This window comes from Mesorhizobium sp. B2-4-17, from assembly GCF_006441275.1.
Classification (GTDB): Bacteria; Pseudomonadota; Alphaproteobacteria; order Rhizobiales; family Rhizobiaceae; genus Mesorhizobium.
Genome location: NZ_VFUX01000004.1, coordinates 186018 through 209382 on the forward strand (window position 1 = coordinate 186018; position 23365 = coordinate 209382).

Consider the following 23365-nt stretch of genomic DNA (forward strand, 5'->3'; position numbering starts at 1 on the left):
CAAGCCGTGGAGCCGAAGATCATGGACAAGGCGCGACCCATCGTCGAGATGCGTGACATCGCCAAGACCTTTGGCTCGACCCGGGCTCTTCGCGGCGTGAATTTCACCGTCATGCCCGGTGAGGTTCACGCCCTGTTGGGCCGCAATGGCGCGGGAAAGAGCACGCTCGTTTCCACCTTGAGCGGATACGTTTCGGCCGATACTGGATCGATCAGAATTGGAGGGGTCGAGGTAGAAGCGGTCGGCCAACACTATGCGCCTAGCATTCGCAAGTTGATCGCCCACGTTCAACAAACGCCTCAGCTGTTCAACCTGCTCACTGTGGCGGAGAACCTTTTTGTCGAGAATCCTCTCGTGCGCAGAGGCTTCGGCGTGGTGAGCCACAAGCTGATGTTGGAGCGCGCGACGGACCTGCTGAGCGAATGGAATATGGACATCCAACCCCGCTCGCTTGCAGGGGAGCTGGGCGCCGGGACGAGACAGCTGCTCGAGATCATGAAGGCTCTTAGCCGGGGCGTGCCCGTCATGATCCTGGACGAGCCAACCGCGGCGCTGAGCAATGCGGAAAAACGCATTCTGTTCGAGCATGTGAGGGCGCTCAAAGCCAAGGGGGTCTCGTTCGTCTATATCTCGCACCACCTGGATGAGGTTTTCGAGATTGCCGATACAGTGACGATCTTGAGGGACGGGAAGGTCGTAAAGGAACGCGAGCCCGTGGAGCGTCTCGACGTGGAAACCATCGCCGACCTTATGATGGGCGAAAAGACGGTTCGAAGCACGCGACAGGACTTCGTGACGGATGAAGCCCCTGTTCTGCTTCAGGCCAAGGGAATTCGGCTCGACAGCTTTTCGGAAAAGGATATCGACTTTGAGATAAGGGCGGGCGAGATCGTGGCCTTGGCAGGCCCGGTGGGTGGCGGGAAGGAAGCCCTCGCAATGGTCCTTGCTGGCCAGCAAAGGCCTGAAAAAGGTGAGGTGATCAGCCCGCGTGGAAAGCTGCCTACCATCGGCCTGGTTCCCACCGACAGGCATGCCAGCGGCTATGTCGGCATCCTGGGTGTGCGTGAGAATGTAGCGATCGGCGGCCTTGACGTCCTGTCCGGCAAACTGGGTTTTATCAACAAAGGCAAGGAAGCCAGGCATGTCGGGCACCTTGCCCAACAGACGAACGTAATAGCTTCGTCTCTGGAGCAAGCGGTGAGCCAGCTCAGCGGTGGCAATCAGCAGAAGGTCGTTTTCGCGCGCGCGCTTTGCCGAGCTCCCGAGGTCATCGTCGCCCTTAGCCCAACCCGCGGTGTCGATGTGGGCGCCAAGGAACAGCTCTACTCGCTGTTGCGGGATCTTGCCGGCAAGGGGCTGGGGGTGGTGGTTGTCTCGGACGAGGAAGACGAAATTGATCAACTGGCCAACCGGGTCGTGATCGTGTTCGAGGGGCACGTCGTCGATGAACTGGTGGGTGGATACACAGTCAAAGATCTAATCCTGCGGATGGAGGGTGTCGTATGAGCACCGATATCGTGAGCAAATCATCGCCACAGAAGGAAAATTCCGGGCCGTCACGACTATCTTCTTTCGGAAGCGCTTTCGTGGCCGGCGGATTTACGATGTACCCGGTCCTTCTCATACTGGTGATCGTTGGCGCCATCATTGCTCCGCGGTTCGCCACGGCGGCCAATCTGCTAAATATCCTCGACCAGGTAAGCGTTCTGGGTTTGACGACGATCGGACTGACTTTCGTCGTTCTGATAGGGCGACTGGATCTCTCGCTCGAGGGAATTGTCGGTTTCGCTCCGATGTTGGCAGCCGTCACCTTGGTGCCTGTGGCGGCCGGCGGGCTTGGATTAGAGCTGCCGAGCTGGGCTGGCCTATTCATTGCGCTGGGCACTGCGGGGCTAATTGGCTTTTTCAACGGTTTCATGGTCGTCAGGGTCGGTCTCAACCCGTTCATTTCGACGCTCGGGCTGCTTGTGCTGCTTCGGGGCGGAGTGCTGATCGTTTCCAACGGGCGTTCGATCTACTCTCCCGGCAAGGCGCTGACCTATCTCGGTTCCGAGAGCTGGTTCGGTGTTCCTGTGTCGGTGGTTATGTTCATTGTTGTCGCGGTTATGGTCGGCCTTGTCTTCCACTACCACCGCTATGGCCGTGCCTTATATGCGATCGGCGGCAATGAAGACGCCGCGAGAGCAGCTGGCATCAACGTGGACGGGGTCATTTGGTCGGCGTTTGTCTTTGCGGCTCTCTTGGCGGGCCTGGCCGGCGTTCTGATGACCGGGCGCCTCGATTCCGCGGTGACAACCCAAGGGCAGGGGATAATTTTCTCCGCTTTCGCGGCTGCGGTAATCGGTGGCGTAAGCCTTGGCGGCGGTCGAGGGACAATCGTCGGAGTTATTAGCGGTGTGCTGTTGATCGGCGTCATCAACAACTTGCTGACGTTGGCGCAGGTTCCGTCCTTTTACGTGCAAGCATCGACCGGCGCCGTCATCATAGTGGCCGCGGTGCTGACGACGATTGCCAGCCGACGCTCAAGCGGTGTGCGGACTCGAACCTGAGGTAGTATTCCGGCTGACTTGGCTCTGCCGGCGTCAATTCCGGGCTCGCTGATGGGCCGCGTAGTTCGCTCTTTTTGCCAGCCCTGGGTGGAGGTGGCGATGAAACGGCATCCAATCGGACAGACCGGATTGGAAGTTACGGAGATCTGTTTCGGAACAGCTCCCCTCGGCGGGATGCCGGACACTTATGGCTACAACGTCGACGAAGCCACCGCACTTGCGACCATCCGAGCGATTTTCGACGGCCCGGTCAACTTCATGGACACGTCCCGCAACTACGGTTTTGGCCGCAGCGAGGAACGGATTGGATCGGTCATCAGAGAGCGCGGAGGCCTACCTCCGGGATTTGTGCTTTCGACGAAATTAGACCGGGACATGGGTACGGGCCGCTTCGACGCCGGTCGCGCCAGACAGTCGCTTGAGGAGAGTCTTCTGGCGCTCGGTCTCGATCGCGTTCACATACTGCACCTTCACGACCCTGAGCATTCCGCCGATCTCGACGAGATCACGAGGCCAGGCGGGGCGCTCGATGAATTGATTCGAATGAAGGAGGAAGGTCTGGCGACCGCCGTCGGGCTGGCAATGGGCCGTCTCGATATCATGCTGCCGATGGTCAGAGACTGGCCGTTCGATGTCCTGCTGAATCATAATCGCTTCACGCTTTTGAACAGGTCGGCAAGTGACCTCTTTGACCTTGCCAGCGAAAGAGGAGTAGCTGTGCTCAATGCGGCTCCTTATGCCGGTGGCGTTTTGGCAAAGGGAAGTTCCGCTGTTTCTCGGATTACATATCAAGAGATTGACGAAATTAGACTGACGCCTGTGCGTCAGGTCGAGGCTGTATGCAAAAAGCATGCCGTGGCTCCCGGAGCGGTGGCAATTCAGTTCTCGCTGAATGACCCGAGGATAACCTCGACCGTTGTAGGTGTTTCCAAGCCCGAAAGAGTCGCTCAGACCATCGACTGGGCGACCGCGAAGGTGCCGGACCAGGCTTGGGCTGAGCTGGGGGAGGTAGGCTATTCCGTGAATGATCCAGAAGCTGAGCGAATTTACAAACCAGGCTAGCTTCGTGGACTAACTCGGTCCAAACGTCCTTGCGGCTCGCGATATGACGGTCGCTCCCAAGGACTGAGGTCCACTATCGCTCTTCGCACACTAGAAGCTGCCGTTCCGCTTGCGGCCCGAAGAAGACGACAGTACGGCTAAAGTGCGTCGAAGCTTCAACGCGCGCAACGGCATTGGCGATAGTGCAAGCCTGCCGACCCTAGTTGGGCTCCGCGACGATCCGGCCGCCGGCGCCGGTTTGGCCGAGCGTGTGAGCAGGTTCACGGTGCCGTGAAGGATCTGATGCCTTGAGCAGGAAGCCGCTTTGAGGCGGGCTTCCCGGAGCACGTTATCCCAATGCCAGGTCTGCAAGCAGGCGACGGATCGACTGATGCGGTCAGCATCGGCCGACTTGTCGTCCATCGTTTCAAGATCGAACCTCAATCGATCCAGGATCGCAATGGCGGCAAGCCTATTGCCGCGAACGAGCTTTTCCTCGTCGGTCAGTTCGTCCCAGTCATCGAATTCAGGGAGGATATTGCCGCTCCCATCACGTTCGAACGGCATATGAGGGCGATCATCGATATGAGGCCAGTGGGAGGCGGACTCGAGGAGGCGCCCCGCAAACTGCGGATCGTCGTCCTCATGGATCCTCGCAAAATGCTCATACAAATCACGGACCCTGGCTAGACCGCATCGCCGACCATTTCGGCGAGTTGCGGATCGCGCAGTTCGATCGGCCTGAGAGGATCAGGCCGATCATTCGGCAATGGCGAGCCAAATATGCCGAGAAGCCGCGGACGGCGGACTATGGCATGCAGGTATTGTCCCGCTTGCTCTCCTACGCTGTCGATCCGCTGGGTAAGATCGCTTCCAACCCATGCGAGGGGATCAAGCAGATTTACAACCATTCGGACAATGATCGCTCCGAGATCATCTGGACGGATGGCGACATTGCGCATCTGAAGAAGACCTGCTCGGTCGAGATTGCGCACGCCGTCGACCTGGCTGCCCATACCGGCCTGCGCGCTGGGGATCTCCTGCGCCTGTCCTGGTCCCACATCGGCGAGGATGCGATTGTGATTCCCCGCCGGCAAGAGCGGCCGCCGCCGCGAGGCGATCATCCCGCTTTACCAGGCATTCCGTGACGTGCTCGCGCGCATACCGAAGCGCACTCCCGTCATCCTGACGCACAGCAAGAAAGAGCCTTGGGCGCCGGGCAGTCTCACCACCGCGTTCGACAGGGCCAAGGAGGAGGCTTGGCCGAAAGGCGGCAATCTGCACTTCCACGATTTGCGCGGCACTGCCGCAACAAAGTTCTACCTTGCCGGTCTCACCGCGCGCGAGATCGCCGAGATCATGGCATGGGAGGAGAACACCGTTGAGCGGATCATTCGTCGCTACATTGGCCATGGCGCTGCGCTCAAGGAGAAGATCCGCAGGCTCAATGAGGCCAGATCGAGAACATAGGCTGTAAAACTACCTGTAAAACCGCCACCTCGATCACGGACAGACAAGAGGCTCAAATCTTTGTGCGCAAGGTGGAGCGGGTAGCGGGAATCGAACCCGCGCGTTCAGCTTGGGAAGCTGACAAGCTACCATTACATCATACCCGCGCGTGCCCTCGTTACCATGAGGTTCGGCCTTCGGGCAATCGCAAAGCTGCCGTCAAAACGCATGCTCCCATGTTTCGTCGGCGCTGGCCTGCGATTCCTATTTTATCTTCGCGACCTTGTTGCTGGCGGCAAAGCTTGGCCGGTATTTCGAAATGGCGAGCGTCGCGCCCGACAGGTTCGCGCGGGCGCGGTAAAATCAGGCGCCGGGAGGCAGGTAGATCACGGCATAGTCGTCCGCATAGGCGCGCTTCCAGCCCAACTCCGCGAAGAAGGGGATGCGGGTGTCGTCGGCTGTGAGGAGCGCCCAGCCGATGGCGTATTTCTTCAGCTGGGTCTCGAGCAGGGGTTTTCCGTCGCTGTGCCCCGTCGCCTCGTCGGTTTTCGTGAACCCGTTGAGGAACAGCTGGTCCGTCCTGCCGTCAATGTAGGTCTTGATGCCGTGGAAGATCAGCGTGCCGCCGAAATTGTAGGAATTCAGTACATTGCCGGACAGGCGGTGATCCCTGGCGAATGCGAGGGCGCCGTTCGCCGCTGTCGTCGGGCTTGGCGCGACCTGGTATGTGCTGCCGAGAACCGAGACGATGCCGACCGCCAGGACAGCCATCGCGCCGCAGATTGCATAGAACCGGCCGGCGAAGATCTTCTCCAGCCCATCACGCTTTTCCGTCAGCCATGTGGTGGCCGAGAGCGCAGGATATTGCCGTGCGATCTCGGCCGAGATTACCAACGGAATTAACAGGAAGGGCAAATATACAAATCGCAGATGGGCGAGATAGACGTGCAGGGTGAAGATAATGAACAGCGCCCTGGCCCAGCCGATCCGGAACCTCGATACCAGAAGTCCGAAAAACGCCAACAGCATTACCGCTTCCTGGAAGAGCTGTTCTTGGGCGTTGAACGGCCGCCATTCCAGGATGAGTGGTACCGCCTCGTTGCCATAGGCCACGGTGAGTGTGGCCAGGATGGCCTTCACGCCATAGGGATGCATCAGGCTGACCAACGGGCAGAGCAGGCCGAAAGCCGCCCATTTCGCCAGCAGGGCGGGTTTCGACAGGCCCGAGCGTGCCAGGAGATCGAGCCCGGCAAAGGCGGCGATGACGAAGCTCAGGGTGAACGTGGCATGCAGGTTAGCCCACAACACGACAAGCACGAGCAACCACAGGGGCGGGGCTCGCTCTTCCTGCGCGGCACGAAACAGCATTGCCGCCCAGACGACGATGATCGGCAAGGTGAAGACGTGTGGGCGTGCCGTGTAGATCGGGGCGATCAGGAAGGCCGCGACGAAGGCCAGCGCTACCGCCAGTATCGGCTTCAGCCATGCGCTGAGGAACCATCCCATCAGGAAGACAGTCAGGCCGACCGTGGCGATGATCAGTGCGACGACGCCGTTCCAACCGCCCGCGCTGTAGGCAAGGGCCAGAAGAACCTGCCCCAGCCATTCCTTGGCGATCCAGGGCTGGCCTGCAAAAGTATAGGAATAGGGGTCGACGGCCGGAAACGTCAGGCTCGCCAGGAAGTCCAGGCCGACCTTCACGTGCCACCAATTATCTGGATCCTGCAGGATCGCGCCGGCAAAGTCCGCCAGCACATAGGCCACGACACAGGCGCAGAGAAGACAGAATACCAGCCTGATGCGTTGCTCGTCCCCGAGCGACGGAGTGGCCGTGATGATTGTGGCGGCCCGGTTCATGTCGCGGTTCCGGTCCATGTCGCATTCGTTCCGGCCAGGGCGTCCCGGTCATCGGCGACGAAGACGAAACGGGCCGAGCCGAGATAGCAGATGACCGAGTAGAGGCAGTTGCCAGCCAGATGGACGAACGGGTTTTCGATGAAACCGGCGGACATGGCGGCGATCACGATTCCCAGATTGGCGCCATAGGCGACAATGAAGGTGATCGCGTACCGAACGACCGCGCCGGAGCGAAAACCGCCGGCACGTCCGAACGTCCATCGACGGTTGAGGAAGAAGCCAAGGGTGAGGCCCGCGGCATAGCCTGTGGCATTGGAGACGATGTCGCCGAGCCCCAGCGCCAACGCGGTCAGGATGAGCGTATATCCAAGCGCGGTGTTGAGAAGCCCGACGGCGCCGAAGCGCAGCATCCGCGAGAGATCAGACGGAAGAGCCGACCGCATCCTGCCCATGACGTTCCCGTTGCATCCGGTGAACCTTCGCCTCAGCCACGCGCGGCTCGTTTCGCCATCTCCTGCAGGCGGTGGACGGGCAGTTCGCTGTTCTTGGCCGGCTGGTCGCGCGAAACGATTTCGTTGACGAAGTAGAGCGGCCGCCGCTTCGTCTCCATGTACATGCGGCCGAGATACTCGCCGAAGATGCCGAGCACCAGGAGCTGGACGCTGCCCAGGATCAGCATGATCGCGGCAAGGCTCGTCCAGCCGGGCAGCACATTGCCGACGGACCATTCCAGCAGCGTATAGCCAAGCACGACGAGGCCGAGCAGGCCGAACATCATCCCCAGCAGCGAGGCAAACCGCAAAGGCAGGATCGAAAAGCTGGTCATCGCGTCGACCGCCAGAAGAACCATCTTCTTGAGCGGATAGTGGGTGGTGCCGGCAAAGCGCCGGTGCCGTTCGTAGGGGAAGGCGACCTGCCTCAGCCCGATCCAACTCACCATGCCGCGAATGAACCTGTAACGTTCGGGCATCGCGTTCAGATGGTCGAGCGCACGCCGGCTCATCAGCCGGAAGTCGCCGGAGTCCGGTGCGATGTCGACATCGACCATCCGACCAAGCAGGCGATAGAACATGGAGGCGGAAGCCAGTTTGAACCAGCTTTCGCCGTCGCGCTTCACCCTTTGGCCGTAGACGACGTCGAAGCCTTCATCCATCTTCGCCATCATCGCGCCGAGCAGTTCAGGCGGATCCTGGAGGTCGGCGTCGAGAATGAGGATGCGCTGGCCGCGGCAGAACTCAAGCCCCGCGCTGAGCGCGATCTGGTGGCCGTAGTTGCGGGCCAGGTCGATGGCAACCACATGGTCGTCCTTTTCGGCCAGTTCGAAAATGGCCTCGCGGGTGCCGTCGGTCGCCCCGTCGATGACAAGGACGATCTCGTAGGAAGGGCTATGCTCAAGACACACGGCGCTGACGCGCCGGTGAAGCTCGGCCACGCCGTCGCGCTCGTTGTAACATGGCACGACGACCGACAGCATGACTGGGCGGCGCGCGCCGATTTTTCCCGTTCCCACCAAAGCCTGGCTCCCGCTATGGCAATGGCAATAACGGCAATTGGTTAGAAAACAGATAAGCCCGACATGGGCCACCGACACTGCGCGTCTTGCGCCGTCCGTGGCTGCCATTACGAACGGACGGGTAACTCCATGCGGATGCGGGCGCCGCGCCATGAGCCCGTCAGGATCCGGATCGTTCCATCATGCAGCAGCGCGATCTGCCGGGCGAGGTTCAGTCCCAGCCCCGCCCCACGCGACTGCGGCTGCAAGCGATAAAAAGGCTCGAAGACATTCTCGCGTTCTTCGTCGGGAATGCCCGGGCCCTCGTCGCGCACTTCGATGCCTCCGGTCCCGTCGATGGCTATCGTGATCGTGCCTCGGCCGCCGCCATGCTCGATGGCGTTGCGCACCAGGTTGGCGAGCGCCCGCTCGATCTGCAGCACGTTGACCTCGACGTGCGCCTTGTTCGGCGACGGCTCGAAGGCGAGGTCATAGCCGGCCTCGATGGCGAGCGGGGCGAAATCGGCGGCGACCCGGCTGACGAGATCGTCGAGATCGACGATCTGGCGCTGGTCGGACGGGCGGTCCAGCGATTGATGATCGAGCAGTTGCTGAGCAAGGTGCGACAAGCGCTCGATGTCATGCAGCAGGCGCACGCTTTGTGGTTCCTGCTTCAGCAATTCGGCGCGTGTGCGCAGGATGGCGATCGGCGTGCGCAATTCGTGCGCGGCGTCGGTCAGGAAACGGTTGTGCCGGTCATAGCCCTGCGCGAGCCGGGCCAAAGCCTCGTTGAAGGCGTTCACCAGCGGCGCGATCTCCTGCGGCACCTGCTTGACCGGAAGTTGCATGGCCCGGGTGCCGATATCGATGCGCGCGGCCTGGCGCACGGTGTCGACAAGGCCGGCAAAGGAGCGGCGCACGACGGTCGGCGTCGTCACCAGTGTCGTCGCGCCCATGACGAGGATGACGGGCAACAGCAGGATTGCGATGACGACCGCGAGCGCCGGCAGGGCGCGCTCCCAATTCCTGCTGCCATCCGGATTGCGCGCGACTTCGACGGTGGCCGAGATGTTGATTTCGAGGCCGTCTGTCTGCTGGCGCGACGACTGCGTCGCGGCGACGATCTGCACCGTGCCGGCCTTGGTCGAAGCGTTCTCCAAATAGGCTTCCGGCTGCATGTCCTTGTCGGAGAATCCGATCGTGGCGTGGTCGGCCTCGCCAAGCAGATCGCCCAAGTTCTGGGTGTAGACGTCCGGTATGGTGCCGGAGCGGACGCTTTCGCCGCTGCCGCCGCGAACGATGTACCAGACATTTGGAAAACTCTCGCGAAACGCTGTGAGTTCTTCCGTTTCACGCACGATCAGCCTACCGTTCTTGTCCCGGTCGACGGCATCCTTGACGGCCGCGACGGCAGCCTCGTTGTCGATCAGCAGGCGCGGATTGGCGATCCACAGTGCTGCCGCGCAAAGCACGATGAAGATAAGCAGCGTCGCTGCCTGCAGCAGGATCAGCCGGCGGACCAGGATCCATTGCAGCGAACGCGCGCGCGCCTTCTTCACGAGGCCGCCCGCAAGAGATAGCCGAGATTGCGGATCGCCCGGATCTCGATGCCGGCGGCGACATCGTCGAGCTTGCGGCGCAGCTGGGAAATATGCGCGTCCAGCGCATTGGAGCCGATCTCGTCGTCCAGGGCGTAGACGGCCTCTTCGAGCGCGCCGCGCATGATGGTTCGGCCCGGCCGGCGAATGAGGGTTTCAAGCACCAGCCTTTCGCGCCGCGGCAGATCCAGGGCCTGATCCTCGACCAGCGCCTCGCGATGGCGGAAATCATAGATGAGGCGGCCGACCATCGTCTGGTTGGCGCGCGAAGTGAACGAGCGCCGGTGCAGCGCATGGAGCCGCGCAACGAGTTCCACCGTGGCGAAGGGCTTGACCATGTAATCGTCGGCACCGGCATCGAGCCCGGCGACGCGGTCGTCCAGCCCGCTCATCGCCGTCAGCGCGATCACCGGCACGTCCAGGTGCAAGGCACGCAGACGCGGGATCAGGCCGAGACCGTCGCCATCCGGCAGCCGGCGGTCCAGCACCACCGCATCGTGATAGCCAAGACGAGCCACCGCCTCGCCGTCGGCCAATGTCGCGGCATGGTCGACGATGATATCCAGACGCTCGAGAGCGGTCTTCAGCACGGAGGCCATTTCCGGTTCGTCCTCGATCAGCAGGACGCGCATACGTATTCTCCTTCACCCACGGCCGGTCGGGATCCGCCGCGGCAATTCATTCGCATTCCAGCTTTGGCTGGCGGAAATTGGTGACGAACCAGCGGCCGCCCGAAGCGCGTGCGTAGAATGTGTAGAAGCATTCCTGGCGCTCGATATAGCCGGGCGTTTCGGTCTCTTCATAGACGGTTCCGTGTTTTGTGTGGCGAACCTCGCCGCTCGATGTCCCGGAAACCGCGTTCGTCGACACCTTGCGCCATTGATAGGCGCGCTCGCCCTGGCCGAGGTCGACGACCGCTATTGGCGGACCATAGTCCAGAATGACCGATTCGACCGGTTGCCCGACATAGTTCTTCATGATGTCGGAGGCGCAGCCCGCGAGCGCGATTGCGATGGACACTATCTTCAGGGCTCGTAGGAAGTAGCCGGCTCCATGCATGGACATAACAGATTCCCATCGTGAATTTCACGCGCGGGACCTAGATCGCGAAGATTACATCGACATTGCAGCGAAGTGCCGGATCGGGGTCTATTGCGGAAAAGCCGTCGTCCAAAGGCTCGGGCGCATATCGAAACACGCGATCGCGCGACGCCCGGCGGGCTTCGCGCGATCCGATGTGCACCCTCCTAGAACCGATAATTGATGCCGGCCTTCAACTCATGACTGCCGATCGTGGTCTTGGCCGCACCAAGGGCCGATGTCGTCTCGACGCCGGGAGTGCGGACATAGTCGTACTCGACCTTGGCCGACAGGCCGCCGGCGAAGCCCTGCTCGATACCGGCGCCGACGAGATAGCCGACCTTCCATCCGTCGCTGCTGCTCAGATTGTCAGCCTTGTCGAATTTGGTCAGCGCAACGCCTCCGGTTCCGAACAGCAGCGTCTGGTCGAAGCTCAGGCCGGCCTTGGCCTTGGCCGCACCACGCCATTTCTCCTTGATCTTGCCGCCCTGGACGTTGTGTTCGGCACCGCCGAGATAAGAGCCTTCGATCTCGGCGCCGAGAACGGCGGGGCCCATCTGCTGGTTGTAGCCGGCCTGAACGCCGCCGCTGAAGCCGTTTCGGTCGGCGAACGGATTGGGCATCTTGGTGAACGCCGTACCGCCATGGACACCGACATAGGCGCCGCTCCACTGGAAGGCGGGGGGATCGTTGTAGGTAGGCGAGAGGTCGGCGGCTATCGCCGGTCCGAGAAGGCACAAGGCGAGGGTTCCCGCCGTCAGGACGATCTTTGATCGAGAGGACACTGCATTACTCCAACACAGACGCGCATCCGACAAATCGATACGCAGGTTAATTCCCGGGAGCCTGCCCGTTGGGCGGCCATGCTCCGATTGGTGTCTTTCAGGGATGGTCGTGCGGTTCTGGGGACCGGCTTTCGCCGGCTGTTGTAGGGGGGCAGGGCGCCGCGCGGTCCATCACCTGAAAGACGCCTGATATCTCGCAGGTGAAAATTGCACGCACATTGCGCGACATTCGAAAATGATGATTTTGCGCTTTATTTTCAATAAATTAAAATAATCTTGTTTACCTATGTTTAAGAAATGCGGAGCCTCTGAATCCTGAGTCTCGATCATCCGGATGAAGGGCCGCACCGTTCCGGCTCGTTCGCCGCTCGGATGCTCGAGCGGTGACGGCTTCCCGCGGCACGTTTCCCGCGTACGGACCGCTCTAGCTTGATGGATGGCCGCCAAGCACGTATCTCTGGGCCGTGCCCGTGAGTCCGGGCATCTCAATCGGGAGACGGCCTTGTCGGCACTGACACGCATTCTCGGCGACTCGCCGCTCAGGGTGATCCTGAAGCTGCTGGTGGTGTCGTTTCTCGTCGGACTGGTCATGAATGCCTTCGGCTGGTCGCCGATGGATGTCTTCTATGGCATCCAGAAGTTCTTCATCGATCTGTGGAATCTGGGTTTCCACGCCATGGACCGTTTCCTTGGCTACATCATGCTCGGCGCCGCGATCGTCGTGCCGGCCTTCGTCCTGCTCAGGATCGCCAACTACCGGAAATAGCTTTCCTGATCAGGCGTAGCCCGACGCGACCTCGAACAGGAGGGCGTGGCGGGCGGCAAGTGCCGGCACATCCGTGGAATAGCCGCCACCGATCACCCCGCAGACCGGAATGCGGCGCGCGCGGAAATGACTGATGACGGTCTCGTCGCGGGCGCGAAGTCCGTCATTGGAAAGTGCCAGCCGGCCAAGCCGGTCCTCGGCATGGACGTCGACGCCGGCGTTGTAGAAAACGATGTCCCAGTGCGCTCTGGCCGACAGCTCCGGCAGGATCGTGGCCAGCCTTTCAAGATAGGCGGCATCGCCCGTGCCGTCGGGCAGTGCGATGTCGAGGTCGGAAGCGATCTTGCGCGCGGGGTAGTTGCGCTCACCATGCATGGAAAAGGTGAACACGCGCGGCTCGTCGCTCAGAATATCCGCCGTGCCGTCGCCTTGATGCACGTCGAGATCGACGACCAATATGTTGTGTGCCGCACCCTCTGCGAGCAGCATCAGCGAAGCGACCGCGACGTCGTTGAAGGTGCAGAAGCCGGCGCCCTGCGCGCGCCGTGCGTGATGGCTGCCGCCGGCGGTGTTGCAGGCAATGCCGTGGCGCAAGGCAAGCCGCGCCGCAAGTGCTGTGCCGCCCGTGGCAAGCTGTGCGCGCAGCGAAACGCGCGGGCCGACCGGAAAGCCGATCTCGCGCTCGATCTTCTCCGGGACAGAGCAGGTGATGACCTGGTCGACATAATCCGTCGCGTGAGCAAGCTTCAGCCATGACGCTGGCGCGGGTTCCGCAGTGTTGAGCGCATTGGGTCCGACCAGGCCGCGGGTCCGCAAGGCCTCCATCAGCAAGGGGTACTTGCTCATCGGAAAGCGATGATTGACGGCAAAGCCGGCGTCATAGTCGGGGTGGTGGACGATCTGCAGGGGCATGAACGGGAACCGGCGGCTTCGCGCCAGAGCGGGATTTCGGTTGGCCGTCGCGTGAAGAATGATTGCGCGGTGGCCGGAAAATGGGGCACATCGGCTCTCCGATCAAGCAGCAATCAGCAAGGCAGTGATCCCTTGGACAAGGGTGCAACCTCGGCCGACGCCAGATATTTTGTCGTCACCAACCGTTCCGTGCTCGCCATCGCGGTGCCGATGACGCTTGCCTACCTGACGACGCCAATGCTCGGCCTGGTCGACACGGCCGTGGTCGGCCAGTTCGGCGACGCCGCCTTGCTCGGCGGCCTTGCGGCGGGCGCGCTGGTCTTCGACGTCGTCTTCACCTCCTTCAACTTCCTGCGCTCGGGCACCACCGGCCTCGTCGCCCAGGCATTCGGGCGTGGCGATGCGCTCGAGGAGCAGGCGGTGTTCTGGCGCGCCGTTCTCATCGCGGTCGTCGCCGGTATCGTGCTGGCGGCACTTTCGCCAGTGCTCGCCGTCGGCGGTCAGCGGTTCATGGATGCCGGGCCGCGCGTCAGCGAGGCGATGGGCATCTACATCAGGATCAGGCTCCTCGCCGCTCCCTTCTCGCTGATCAACTACGCCATCCTCGGCTATGTCCTGGGGCGCGGCGAGGGCGGGCTGGGGCTGGTGCTGCAACTGGTGCTGAACGGCATCAACATCATACTCTGCTTCCTGCTCGGCCTGGAGCTTGGCTGGGGCGTCGCCGGTGTCGCCTGGGCGACCGTCACCGGCGAATTCCTGGCCGTGCTGCTGGGTCTTGCCATCGTTGTCAGACGCTTCCGCGCGACGCCGCCCCTGCCACGCCATCGGCTGCTCGACATGGCCGCCTTCCTGCGCATGCTGTCGCTCAACCGCGACATCATGATCCGCTCCTTCTCTCTGCTTGCGGCTTTTGCGCTGTTCACCCGCCAGGGCGCGCAGTTCGGCACGGTGACGCTCGCCGCCAATGCGGTCCTGATGAATTTCTTCCTCGTCGCCGGCTATTTCCTCGACGGCTTCGCCACCGCCGCCGAACAGCTCGCCGGCCGAGCCGTCGGCGCGCGTGCCGAACGGCCCTTCCGGCAGGCGGTGCGGCTGACCTTGCTCTGGGGCCTTGGGTTGGCCGGTGCCGCGACGCTGGTGCTGCTCCTGGCCGGCACCAAGCTGGTCGCCATCGTCACGACGTCGCAGGAGGTCCGCGCCGTGGCCGACATCTATCTGCCTTGGGCGGCGTTCACCGCTCTGAGCGGTGTGCTGGCGTTCCAGATGGACGGCGTTTTCATCGGCGCGACCTGGTCACGCGACATGCGCAATATGATGCTGCTGTCGTTCCTCGTTTTTGCCGTCGCGCTGCTCACGCTGGGGCCTGCCTTCGGCAATCACGGCCTTTGGGCGGCATTGCACGTGTTTCTGCTGGCGCGCGGCTTCAGCCTGCTGACAATTCTGCGGCTACGGGTGCGGACGGCCTTCAGCTGAGCGGCTTCGATGCCCATTGATCGAGATGGCTGTCGCGCAAGTCGCGAATGGACTTCAGCCGCTCGGTCTCGGCAAATCGCGCCATCCCGGCGACGATCCGGCCCGGCAGCGCCGGTCCGGCATAGATCATGCCGGTGTAGAGCTGGACGAGATCGGCCCCTGCGCGGATTTTTTCCAGTGCCGTATCGGCGGAATCGATGCCGCCAACGCCGATAATGGCCATGTCCGGCCCGAGCAATTTGCGCATTTTTGCCAGCGCGATGGTCGATCGATCGAACAATGGCCTGCCCGAAAGCCCACCGGTCTCGCGTGCAGTGTCGCCGCTGCGCAGGGGTGGCCGCGAAATGGTGGTGTTGGAGACGATGACGCCGTCGACCCGATTCCCGGCGACTTCGGCGGCGATATCCTCCAGTTCGGCCTCGATCAGATCCGGCGCGATTTTCAGGAAAACGGGTGGCTGCGCGGATGCCGCGGCACGCGCGGCCATGACCCGGGACAGCAACTCGCCCAGTTGCTCGCGCGCCTGCATGTTGCGCAGGCCCGGCGTGTTCGGCGACGAGATGTTGACCGTGAGATAGCTGGCATAGGCAGCGAAGCGGGAAACGCCGCGCTCATAGTCGCCGATACGGTCGCTATTGTCCTTGTTGGCGCCGATGTTGACGCCGACGATGCCAGGGCGCCCCTTGCGCGCGGCAAGGCGCTTCTCGGCCGCCGCATGGCCTTCATTGTTGAAGCCCAGCCGATTGATCACGGCTTCATCCGCCGTCAGCCGGAAGATGCGCGGCTTCGGGTTGCCGGCCTGCGGCAAAGGCGTGACCGTGCCGACCTCGGCGAAGCCGAAGCCGAGCCCAAGCAGCGCGTCGGGCACCTCGGCGTTCTTGTCGTAGCCGGCGGCCATACCGAGCGGGTTCGGGAAATCGAGGCCGCAAAGCCTGACCGTCAGCCGCTCGTCGCGCGCAGGCCGCCCGGCGACCGGCAGGCCGCAGCGCAGCGCCGCGATCGACAAGCCATGCGCGGTTTCCGGATCGAATGTGAACAGCAGCTTCTGGCCAAGCCGGTCGAGCACGCTCATTGCCCCTCCAGCACCGGGAACTGGTGGGTGCCGTCGGCACCAAGCGGCAGCGGCTTGACCCAAAGCACGGCGCTCAGCTCCAGCACGCCATAGAGATGCGGAAACAGGGCGCCGCCGCGCGACACCTCGTATTTCAGCGCGTCGCCCAGGCTGGAGCCGTCGATGGCGACCAGCAGAAGGTCGGTCTGGCCCGAGAAATGCTTGGCCACCGTTTCCCTGGCTTGCGCTGCCGTCGAAAAGTGGATGAAGCCGTCCGCGATGTCGATCGGCGCTCCGGTGAAGCGGCCATTGGCTTCGGCCTCGCGCCAGGGCGCTTCCGGAGTTATCTTGTAGATAATCTGTGACATGGTTGCGCTATAGTCCGAACCAGTCATGCGGGGAAGGCCACGCCAAGGGGTCTTCCCCATTTCCGGCGCAAACATGCGATATTTCAGGCTTTGGCCATGGAGGACAACATGCGTCTGCAGCACATCTTGATCCCCGCCGCGCTCGCTTCACTGGTCGCGGCCTCAGCTTATTCGGAAGAAACCGACCGCTACCGGCTGGAGAAGTCTGACAACGGCTATGTCCGCATGGATACGCAGACCGGTGCGATGTCGCTCTGCGAGGAGCGCTCCGACCAGCTGGTCTGCAAGATGGCGGCCGATGAACGCGCCGCTTTCCAAGACGAGGTCGACCGCCTGAAAACATCGATGAAGGCAATGGACGAGCGCGTCACCAAGCTGGAGAATTCGCTCTCCGCCCGTCTCGAATCGAAATTGCCGAGCGAGGAAGATTTCAACAAGACGATGAGCTATATGGAGCGCTTCCTGAAGGGCTTCATGGGGATCGTCAAGGATATGGACAAGGACAGCGGAGACGGCGTCCAGCCCAACTCGCAGAAGACCTGAGCGCCAAAGGCAAGAGAAAGTGCGGCGCGCTGGTTTTGCCGCTTGAAAACGGCGCGCGGCCCCTCATAATCGTCCGACTGATCCCGAAAAGCCTTGAAATGATCAATGGGATTCGGGGAGGAATATTTGCCGTCAGGCTACACGTTCGTCATCGCCGACGATCACCCGCTGTTTCGCGGTGCGCTGCGCGAGGCGCTTGCCGGCATCGGCAATGTCGCCGCCATCCACGAGGCTGGCGATTTCGAAAGCGCCAAGGCGCTGGTCGTGGCCAATGAAGATGTCGATCTGGTGCTGCTCGACCTTTCGATGCCCGGCGCCAGCGGCCTCTCCGGCCTGATTTCGCTGCGCGGCGTGCATCCAGGGGTACCGTTGGTGGTGGTGTCGGCGCATGACGATCCGGCGACCATCAGGCGCGCGCTCGATCTTGGCGCGTCCGGTTTCATCTCGAAGTCGGCCAGCATGGAGGAGATCCGCGGCGCTGTGCAGACGGTGCTTGCCGGCGACATCGCCGCGCCGGTTGGCGTCGATCTCGGCGTCGAGCGCGATCCCGAAATATCGGACCTGATCAAGCGGCTGCAGGCGCTGACGCCGCAGCAGACACGCGTGCTTGGGATGCTCGCGGAAGGCCTGCTCAACAAGCAGATCGCCTACGAACTCGGCGTCTCCGAGGCCACCATCAAGGCGCATGTCTCGGCCATCCTGCAGAAGCTCGGTGTCGACAGCCGCACCCAAGCGGTGATCCTCCTGTCCAAGATCGGCAGCGACCCGCTGCAGACGAGCGGCTGATCCGCTCTTGTCGTCGCATCAAGAGACGCGATGATGCCTTATTCGGCAGCCGGTGCCAGCGGCCTGACCCTGGCCATCATCGAGCGCAGCACCGCCGGCTTCAGCGGCTTGTTGATCACCGGCACGTCGAGCTCGCTTGCCGCGGCGCGCACCTCGTTGGAACGGTCGGCGGTGACCAGCACGCACGCCAGATCCTGGCCGTAAGCCGCGCGCAGGGTCCTGATCGCGTCGAGCCCGGTCGCACCGTCCAGATGATAGTCGGCAAGCACGATGTCGGGCCTGCGCGCGCCAAGCCGCAGGAGATCCCCAGACCCGGAGGCGGTATCGACGCTGCACCCCCAGCCTTCGAGCAGCAACCGCATGCCGTCGAGGATACGCGCGTCGTTGTCGATGCAAAGCACTGCGAGCCCGGCAAGCGAGGACGCCGTGCGCGCTGGTACTTTCTCGGTCTCCCGCCTGGGCGCCGCCAAAGCCGCCACCGGCAGGATGACGGAAAAACGCGTGCCTTTGCCCGGGTTGGAGAAAATGCGGATTTCGAGCCTGAGCACCCGGGCGATGCGGTCGACAATGGAGAGGCCGAGGCCAAGGCCTTCGGCTTCGCGCGCCCCTTCGTCCAACCGCGTGAACTCATGGAAGACAGTGTTCAGCTTGTCGCCGGCGATGCCGATGCCGGTGTCGATCACCTGGATCTCGGCCAGTTCGCCGCGCCGCCGCACGCCGACCAGGATGCGGCCGTGGCGCGTGTACTTTATCGCATTGGAGACGAGATTCTGGATCAGGCGGCGCAACAGGTTGCGATCGGTCATCACCGTCAGAGACGACGGCATGATCGTCAGCCCGAGCTTTTTCTCGGCCGCCATTGGCCGAAAATCATTGCCGATCTGGCGCAGCAATCCGTCGAGGCTGAAGGCAGTGTCATCAGGCTTCATCGCGCCGGCATCGAGACGCGAGATGTCGAGCACCGCGCCCAAGATGGTCTCGACCGATTCCAGCGAGGATTCGATGTTGACCGCAGCCTTGCCGGCCGGCCCCTTGCCGGCCTTCTCGATCAGCGATGAACAATAGAGCCGGGCGGCGTTCAGCGGCTGCAGAATGTCGTGACCGGCGGCGGCGAGGAAGCGCGTCTTGCCGAGATTGGCCTCCTCGGCCAGCATCTGCGCCTGCGCCAGTTCCTCGTTGACGCGGGTCAGTTCGATGGTGCGGGTCTTCACCCGCTGTTCCAGCGATTCATTGGCGCGCTTCAGCGCCAGGTCTTGCTCGACGCGTCCGGAAATGTCGGCATAGGTGGCGACGATGCCGCCATCCGGCATCGGGTTGGACCGCAGTTCCAAGATGCGGCCGCTGGTCTTCAGCTCCATCTGCCAGGGGCTGACGAAACTGGTCAGCCGGTTGAGCATCGTCACACGCTGGTCGGCGGGAATATCGCCGCGCTCGGCCAAATGGCGCAGGATCTGGTCGAGCGAGACGCCGACCTGCCCCATCTCGTCGGGCAGGTCGAACAGCGCCCGGTACTGGCGATTCCAGCAGATGAGCCGGAAATCCCGGTCGAAGACGGTGATGCCTTGTTCCATCTGGTCGAGCGCGATCTGCAACAGGTCGCGGTTGTGCTGCAGCGCTTCGGTCGCGTCGTCGAGCAGGCGGAAGGCATCGCGGGATTCGCGATCGTGGCGGCGGAAGAGCAGCGACAGGATCAGCCGCGCCGAGGAGGAGCCGACGGCACTGGCCAAAAGCTGCTCCGAAAAGCGGATGACGTCCATGCTCGCTTGCTCCTTGCCGTGCAGCGAGGTGCCGGTGTTCTTCTCGAACGACTGGAAGGAGCGCTCGGTGCGCTCGACGCCGAGATAGCGCGCGATCGTGTCCTTGAGGTCGTTGACGGTTATGGCGGTGCGGAAGCGGCGCAGGCTGGGCATCGGGCCGGCATCCCTCGGCACGAAGATGGAGGCCTGGATGCGCTCCAGCGGCACCGACGCCCGTGACAGCGAGCCGAGCACGAAGAACAGCGCGTTGATCGACAGGCTCCACAAGACTCCATGGTTCAGCGGCTCAGCGATGGTGCCGAACAGGGCCTGTGGCCGCAGCGCATCGAAGCCGAACAACCCATGCATGATAATGTCGGCATCGGGCGCGGCGAACGAAGGCAAAAGCAGCGTATAACCCCAGACGAGGATGCCGGCGACCATGCCGAGCGCCGCGCCCCGGCCATTGGCGCCGCGCCAGATCAGACCGCCGATCAACGCCGGCGCGAATTGCGCGATGGCCGCGAACGACATCAGGCCGATCGACGACAGGCGCGCGCTGTTGGTGCTCTCGCGGTAGTAGAGGAAGGCGATGAACAGGAGGATGAAGATCGCCCCGCGCCGCACGTTGAGGATCAGCGTCGACCAGTCTTCGTTCTCCGAGGTCGAGCTCTTGAGCAGGCGGCGCACGAACAGGGGAATGACGAGGTCGTTGGAGATCATGATCGACAGCGCCACGCTTTCGACGATCACCATGGCGGTTGCCGCCGACAGCCCGCCGATAAAGGCCGCCATGGCGAGTACGTCATGGCCCATGAACAGGGGCAGCGACAGCACGTAGAGATCGCTGCTGGTGCCGGTGCCGACCAGCGACAGGCCGGCGAAGGCGATCGGCAGCACGAACAGGTTGATCGCCACGAGGTAGAGCGGAAACACCCAGGTCGCGGTGCGCAATTCGGCCTCACCGCGGTTCTCGACAATGGTGACGTAGAACTGCCGTGGCAAGAGAATGATGGCGAAGCCGCTCAGCCCCGTCAGCACCAGCCAGGTGGCGAGCGAGGTGTTGTAGCCCATGGCCTGGCGGACATGTGCGTTCTCAGCGAGCTTTGCGAACATGTCGCCCGGGCCGCCGAAGATCAGGAAGGTGACCATGAGGCCGATCGCCAGGAAGGCGGCGAGCTTGACCACGGTTTCGACCGCCACCGCCAGCACCAGCCCGTCCTGGTGTTCCGTGGCGTCGGCATGGCGGGTGCCGAACAGCACCGCAAACAGCGCCAGGAGCATGGCGACGACCAGCGAGATGTCGCTGACGAACGGATCGAAGGAGGGCGGCGAGCCCGTATAGTGCTCGACCATCAGGCTGACCGTGCCGGAGATCGCCTTCAGCTGCAGGGCGATGTACGGCACCGCGCCTATGGTGGCGATCAGCGTGGCGATCGCAGCAACGGCAAAACTCTTGCCGTAGCGCGCGCCGAGGAAGTCGGCGATCGAGGTGATCTTCTCGGTTTTGGCCAGGCGCACGATGCGGTTGAGCAACGGGAAGCCGAACACGAACACCAGCACCGGCCCCGTATAGATGCCGAGGAATTCGAGGCCGCGCTCGGAGGAGAGGCCGACCGAGCCGAAGAAGGTCCAGGATGTGCAGTAGATGGCGAGGCTGAGCGCGTAGATGAAAGGCCGCGCCCGCCCCGGCCCGGAGATGGCCGAGCGTCGGTCGCCCAGGCTGGCGATGGCAAACAGCAGCGTCACATAGGCAATCGCGATGATGACGATGAACAAGCCCTGCACGGCTCGCAATTCCTCCCTGGCCGGTTTGACGCCCGGCCCTCCTGCACGCAACCACAGCTTGGAAGCCGAGTCCATCGCGGCTTTCGGCGCATCGGTGTCTGACGACGTTGGGTAAAAACAAAGCGGTGCTTTCACCCTTTTTCCGGTTTTGCAACCGGGGGTTTTTGTTATTGTGAGCTCGGGCCGGGGCCGAAGGACATTGGTGAGGCGGCAGCGCGGCCGGTCATGACAAGGAGGGTCGCATGCTGAAAGAATTCCAGGAATTCATCTCCAAGGGTAACGTGATGGACTTGGCCGTCGGCGTCATCATCGGCGCGGCCTTTGGCAAGATCGTCGATTCTCTCGTCAACGACATCATCATGCCGATCGTCGGAGCGATTTTCGGCGGACTGGACTTCAACAACTATTTCATCGGGCTTTCCTCGGCCGTCAACGCCACCTCACTGGCGGACGCCAAAAAGCAGGGCGCCGTTTTTGCGTATGGCAGCTTCATTACGGTGGTGCTGAACTTCATCATCCTCGCCTTCATCATCTTCCTGATGGTCAAGGCGGTGAACAATCTGCGCAGGCGGCTTGAGGCCGAGAAGCCCGCGCCCGCGGCAGCGCCTCCACCCGCCGATGTGCAGCTTCTGATCGAAATCCGAGACCTGCTCGCAAGGCGATAAACGGGTCAGTTCGTTCTGGACCAAAACCCCGGTCGCTCGCGGCCGGGGTTTTCTGTTTTCGCATCTGGTAAAGAGCGGCAAACCCGGAGAGAGAGCGGACCTGTTATGAGCCTGGTCGAGACCTTGCGCGCCGAAGCCCGTGCGGCGCCGGAAAGCGGCATTGTCGCCGTCGTCAACTACGGCCGGCTGCGCGACGGCCTGATTCCGCTTTGGGCCGGTGAGGGCGACCTGGCAACGCCGGCCTTCATCACCGATGCCGCGTCGAAGGCACTGGCCGGCGGCGAGACATTCTACACCTGGCAAAGGGGCATTCCCGATCTCAGGCAAGCGCTTGCCCGCTACTACGCCAGGCATTTCGCCAAGACGTTCCCCGAGGAGCAATTCATCGTCACCGGCTCCGGCATGCATGCCATCCAGCTGGCGCTCGCGGCACTCGCCGGCGCCGGCGACGAGGTGATCTATCTGTCGCCGGCCTGGCCGAATTTCGACGCCGCGGCGGCGATATCGGGCGCTGTGCCGGTGCCGGTGACACTCGATCATTCCGGCAATGGCTGGTCCTGCGACGTCGAGAAGGTGGCGGCGGCGATCACGCCGCGCACCAAGGCGCTTTTCATCAACACGCCGTCGAACCCGACCGGCTGGACCGCCGATCGCGAGACCTTGCGGGCGATCCTCGATCTTGCCCGTGCGAAGAACGTGTGGATCATCGCCGACGAGATCTATTCACTGTTCCACTACGGCCGCGGCCGCGCGCCGTCCTTCCTCGACATCGCGACGGCGGAGGACCGCATCCTGTTCGTCAATTCCTTCTCCAAGAATTGGGCGATGACCGGCTGGCGCGTCGGCTGGATCAAGACGCATCCGAGCCTGCAGCAAGTGTTCGAGAACCTGATCCAGTATTCGAACTCGGGCGTTGCCCAGTTCATGCAGCGCGGCGCGATCGCCGCGCTCGACGAGGGCGATGATTTCGTTGCCGAACAGGTCGAGCGGGCGAGGAAGGCGCGCGATCTGGTCTGCGGCATCCTCGGCGTTACCGGCCGAGCCCGGTTTACCGTGCCGCAAGGCGCTTTCTACCTGTTCTTCACGGTCGACGGCATCACGGATTCGCGCAGTGCGGCTTTCGAAATCGTCGACAAGGCCAATGTCGGCCTGGCGCCTGGCACGGCTTTCGGTCCCGGCGGGGAAGCGTTCCTGCGCCTATGCTTCCACCGCCGCCTCGACCAGGTCGAGGAAGCGGCGCACCGGCTGGCGAAATGGATGAAAATAGGCTGAGTCGGTTGGGATGGCCGGTCAGCGTGCGCCAGCAGCTTGGACCGTGACATTCTCCAGTTGATGTCCCGGCATGGATCCTAGGTGTTTAGTCCCGGCATTTGATGGACCGGGTCGAGTCTGAACCGTTCGGGCTCTTTTTTCCAGATTTTGCAGA

Annotated in this window: 21 protein-coding genes, 1 tRNA gene and 1 pseudogene; 10 read left to right on the forward strand and 13 right to left on the reverse strand. The window is 62.6% G+C overall.

The features are described 5' to 3' along the window. The first annotated feature begins 6 nt into the window (after positions 1–6). The 3 genes from FJ548_RS05460 (at position 7) to FJ548_RS05470 (ending at position 3611) form a co-directional block, all read left to right on the forward strand. Positions 7–1506 carry a sugar ABC transporter ATP-binding protein gene (locus FJ548_RS05460; RefSeq protein ID WP_181168717.1) on the forward strand — a complete coding sequence of 500 codons (1500 nt, stop codon included), beginning with the start codon at positions 7–9 and terminating at the stop codon, positions 1504–1506. Further along, positions 1503–2549: an ABC transporter permease gene (locus tag FJ548_RS05465; protein WP_140691515.1), complete on the forward strand. Its 1047-nt coding sequence runs from the start codon at positions 1503–1505 to the stop codon at positions 2547–2549. Before FJ548_RS05460 ends, FJ548_RS05465 begins: the two co-directional genes overlap by 4 nt. A 99-nt stretch (positions 2550–2648) precedes the next feature. After that, entirely contained in the window at positions 2649–3611 is a 963-nt protein-coding gene (locus FJ548_RS05470; protein WP_140691518.1) for an aldo/keto reductase, read from the forward strand. Between the two features lie 90 nt (positions 3612–3701). Here the strand turns inward: FJ548_RS05470 and FJ548_RS30295 are convergent, their stop codons facing one another. Continuing rightward, positions 3702–4157 (reverse strand): hypothetical protein, encoded by a 456-nt coding sequence (locus FJ548_RS30295; RefSeq protein WP_140777213.1) that lies wholly within the window; start codon positions 4155–4157, stop codon positions 3702–3704. A gap of 116 nt (positions 4158–4273) precedes the next feature. Here FJ548_RS30295 and FJ548_RS30805 point away from each other — a divergent pair. Further along, a pseudogene (locus FJ548_RS30805) lies at positions 4274–5060 on the forward strand (tyrosine-type recombinase/integrase); the annotation flags it as partial. Positions 5061–5132: 72 nt separating this feature from the next. On the opposite strand, the gene FJ548_RS05485 reads toward FJ548_RS30805, so the two are convergent. From FJ548_RS05485 to FJ548_RS05520, 8 genes are all read right to left on the reverse strand, one after another. After that, positions 5133–5206, reverse strand: a tRNA-Gly gene (locus FJ548_RS05485). 196 nt (positions 5207–5402) lie between these two features. Next, positions 5403–6896, reverse strand: a complete 1494-nt coding sequence (locus tag FJ548_RS05490) for a hypothetical protein (protein ID WP_140691524.1) — start codon at positions 6894–6896, stop codon at positions 5403–5405. Beyond that, the gene (locus FJ548_RS05495) at positions 6893–7348 is read right to left on the reverse strand and encodes a GtrA family protein (RefSeq protein WP_140691527.1); all 456 of its coding nucleotides are present in this window, start codon (positions 7346–7348) and stop codon (positions 6893–6895) included. The genes FJ548_RS05490 and FJ548_RS05495 overlap by 4 nt, the downstream gene beginning before the upstream one ends. Before the next feature lie 32 nt (positions 7349–7380). Further along, complete coding sequence (locus FJ548_RS05500; RefSeq protein WP_210241978.1) at positions 7381–8406, reverse strand: glycosyltransferase family 2 protein; 1026 nt, start codon at positions 8404–8406, stop codon at positions 7381–7383. A gap of 110 nt (positions 8407–8516) precedes the next feature. Continuing rightward, a complete protein-coding gene (locus tag FJ548_RS05505; protein ID WP_140613299.1) occupies positions 8517–9947 on the reverse strand; it encodes a HAMP domain-containing sensor histidine kinase in 1431 nt (476 codons plus the stop codon). Beyond that, positions 9944–10618, reverse strand: coding sequence for a response regulator transcription factor (locus FJ548_RS05510; protein WP_140691530.1), 675 nt, complete (start codon positions 10616–10618; stop codon positions 9944–9946). The genes FJ548_RS05505 and FJ548_RS05510 overlap by 4 nt, the downstream gene beginning before the upstream one ends. A 46-nt stretch (positions 10619–10664) precedes the next feature. Beyond that, positions 10665–11045 carry a hypothetical protein gene (locus FJ548_RS05515; protein ID WP_246678565.1) on the reverse strand — a complete coding sequence of 127 codons (381 nt, stop codon included), beginning with the start codon at positions 11043–11045 and terminating at the stop codon, positions 10665–10667. 188 nt (positions 11046–11233) lie between these two features. Continuing rightward, the gene (locus FJ548_RS05520) at positions 11234–11851 is read right to left on the reverse strand and encodes an outer membrane protein (protein WP_140777215.1); all 618 of its coding nucleotides are present in this window, start codon (positions 11849–11851) and stop codon (positions 11234–11236) included. A 502-nt stretch (positions 11852–12353) separates the two neighbouring features. Between FJ548_RS05520 and FJ548_RS05525 the strand changes: the two genes are divergently transcribed. Continuing rightward, positions 12354–12617 (forward strand): DUF6460 domain-containing protein, encoded by a 264-nt coding sequence (locus FJ548_RS05525; protein ID WP_140765412.1) that lies wholly within the window; start codon positions 12354–12356, stop codon positions 12615–12617. A 9-nt stretch (positions 12618–12626) separates the two neighbouring features. Here the strand turns inward: FJ548_RS05525 and FJ548_RS05530 are convergent, their stop codons facing one another. Then, positions 12627–13529, reverse strand: a complete 903-nt coding sequence (locus FJ548_RS05530; RefSeq protein ID WP_140691541.1) for a histone deacetylase — start codon at positions 13527–13529, stop codon at positions 12627–12629. A 132-nt stretch (positions 13530–13661) separates the two neighbouring features. Here FJ548_RS05530 and FJ548_RS05535 point away from each other — a divergent pair, with 132 nt between their 5' ends. Then, positions 13662–15002, forward strand: a complete 1341-nt coding sequence (locus tag FJ548_RS05535; protein WP_140777217.1) for an MATE family efflux transporter — start codon at positions 13662–13664, stop codon at positions 15000–15002. Here the strand turns inward: FJ548_RS05535 and FJ548_RS05540 are convergent. Both FJ548_RS05540 and FJ548_RS05545 read right to left on the reverse strand, forming a co-directional pair. Continuing rightward, on the reverse strand, positions 14995–16074 hold the full coding sequence (locus FJ548_RS05540; RefSeq protein WP_140777219.1) for a quinone-dependent dihydroorotate dehydrogenase: 1080 nt from the start codon (positions 16072–16074) through the stop codon (positions 14995–14997). The genes FJ548_RS05535 and FJ548_RS05540 overlap by 8 nt on opposite strands. Next, the gene (locus tag FJ548_RS05545; RefSeq protein ID WP_140777221.1) at positions 16071–16421 is read right to left on the reverse strand and encodes a DUF952 domain-containing protein; all 351 of its coding nucleotides are present in this window, start codon (positions 16419–16421) and stop codon (positions 16071–16073) included. The genes FJ548_RS05540 and FJ548_RS05545 overlap by 4 nt, the downstream gene beginning before the upstream one ends. Positions 16422–16529: 108 nt before the next feature. Between FJ548_RS05545 and FJ548_RS05550 the strand changes: the two genes are divergently transcribed. Further along, positions 16530–16964, forward strand: coding sequence for a hypothetical protein (locus FJ548_RS05550; RefSeq protein WP_140777223.1), 435 nt, complete (start codon positions 16530–16532; stop codon positions 16962–16964). A gap of 126 nt (positions 16965–17090) precedes the next feature. Beyond that, positions 17091–17750: a response regulator transcription factor gene (locus FJ548_RS05555; protein ID WP_140691609.1), complete on the forward strand. Its 660-nt coding sequence runs from the start codon at positions 17091–17093 to the stop codon at positions 17748–17750. Between the two features lie 38 nt (positions 17751–17788). Here FJ548_RS05555 and FJ548_RS05560 read toward each other — a convergent pair whose 3' ends face one another. After that, complete coding sequence (locus FJ548_RS05560) at positions 17789–21274, reverse strand: PAS domain-containing hybrid sensor histidine kinase/response regulator (RefSeq protein WP_181168719.1); 3486 nt, start codon at positions 21272–21274, stop codon at positions 17789–17791. Between the two features lie 242 nt (positions 21275–21516). Here FJ548_RS05560 and mscL point away from each other — a divergent pair, with 242 nt between their 5' ends. Beyond that, complete coding sequence (gene mscL / locus FJ548_RS05565; RefSeq protein WP_140613288.1) at positions 21517–21939, forward strand: large conductance mechanosensitive channel protein MscL; 423 nt, start codon at positions 21517–21519, stop codon at positions 21937–21939. Between the two features lie 105 nt (positions 21940–22044). Then, a complete protein-coding gene (locus FJ548_RS05570) occupies positions 22045–23211 on the forward strand; it encodes a pyridoxal phosphate-dependent aminotransferase (RefSeq protein WP_140777227.1) in 1167 nt (388 codons plus the stop codon). The last annotated feature ends 154 nt before the right edge of the window (positions 23212–23365 follow it).

Excerpts from the sequence above, each read along its gene's own strand:
- FJ548_RS05465 (WP_140691515.1), top strand. The coding sequence starts at position 1,503 with ATGAGCACCGATATCGTGAGCAAATCATCGCCACAGAAGGAAAATTCC.
- FJ548_RS05470 (WP_140691518.1), top strand. The coding sequence starts at position 2,649 with ATGAAACGGCATCCAATCGGACAGACCGGATTGGAAGTTACGGAGATC.
- FJ548_RS30295 (WP_140777213.1), bottom strand. The coding sequence starts at position 4,157 with ATGCCGTTCGAACGTGATGGGAGCGGCAATATCCTCCCTGAATTCGAT.
- FJ548_RS05490 (WP_140691524.1), bottom strand. The coding sequence starts at position 6,896 with ATGAACCGGGCCGCCACAATCATCACGGCCACTCCGTCGCTCGGGGAC.
- FJ548_RS05495 (WP_140691527.1), bottom strand. The coding sequence starts at position 7,348 with ATGGGCAGGATGCGGTCGGCTCTTCCGTCTGATCTCTCGCGGATGCTG.
- FJ548_RS05510 (WP_140691530.1), bottom strand. The coding sequence starts at position 10,618 with ATGCGCGTCCTGCTGATCGAGGACGAACCGGAAATGGCCTCCGTGCTG.
- FJ548_RS05515 (WP_246678565.1), bottom strand. The coding sequence starts at position 11,045 with ATGCATGGAGCCGGCTACTTCCTACGAGCCCTGAAGATAGTGTCCATC.
- FJ548_RS05530 (WP_140691541.1), bottom strand. The coding sequence starts at position 13,529 with ATGCCCCTGCAGATCGTCCACCACCCCGACTATGACGCCGGCTTTGCC.
- FJ548_RS05540 (WP_140777219.1), bottom strand. The coding sequence starts at position 16,074 with ATGAGCGTGCTCGACCGGCTTGGCCAGAAGCTGCTGTTCACATTCGAT.
- FJ548_RS05545 (WP_140777221.1), bottom strand. The coding sequence starts at position 16,421 with ATGTCACAGATTATCTACAAGATAACTCCGGAAGCGCCCTGGCGCGAG.
- FJ548_RS05550 (WP_140777223.1), top strand. The coding sequence starts at position 16,530 with ATGCGTCTGCAGCACATCTTGATCCCCGCCGCGCTCGCTTCACTGGTC.
- mscL (WP_140613288.1), top strand. The coding sequence starts at position 21,517 with ATGCTGAAAGAATTCCAGGAATTCATCTCCAAGGGTAACGTGATGGAC.
- FJ548_RS05570 (WP_140777227.1), top strand. The coding sequence starts at position 22,045 with ATGAGCCTGGTCGAGACCTTGCGCGCCGAAGCCCGTGCGGCGCCGGAA.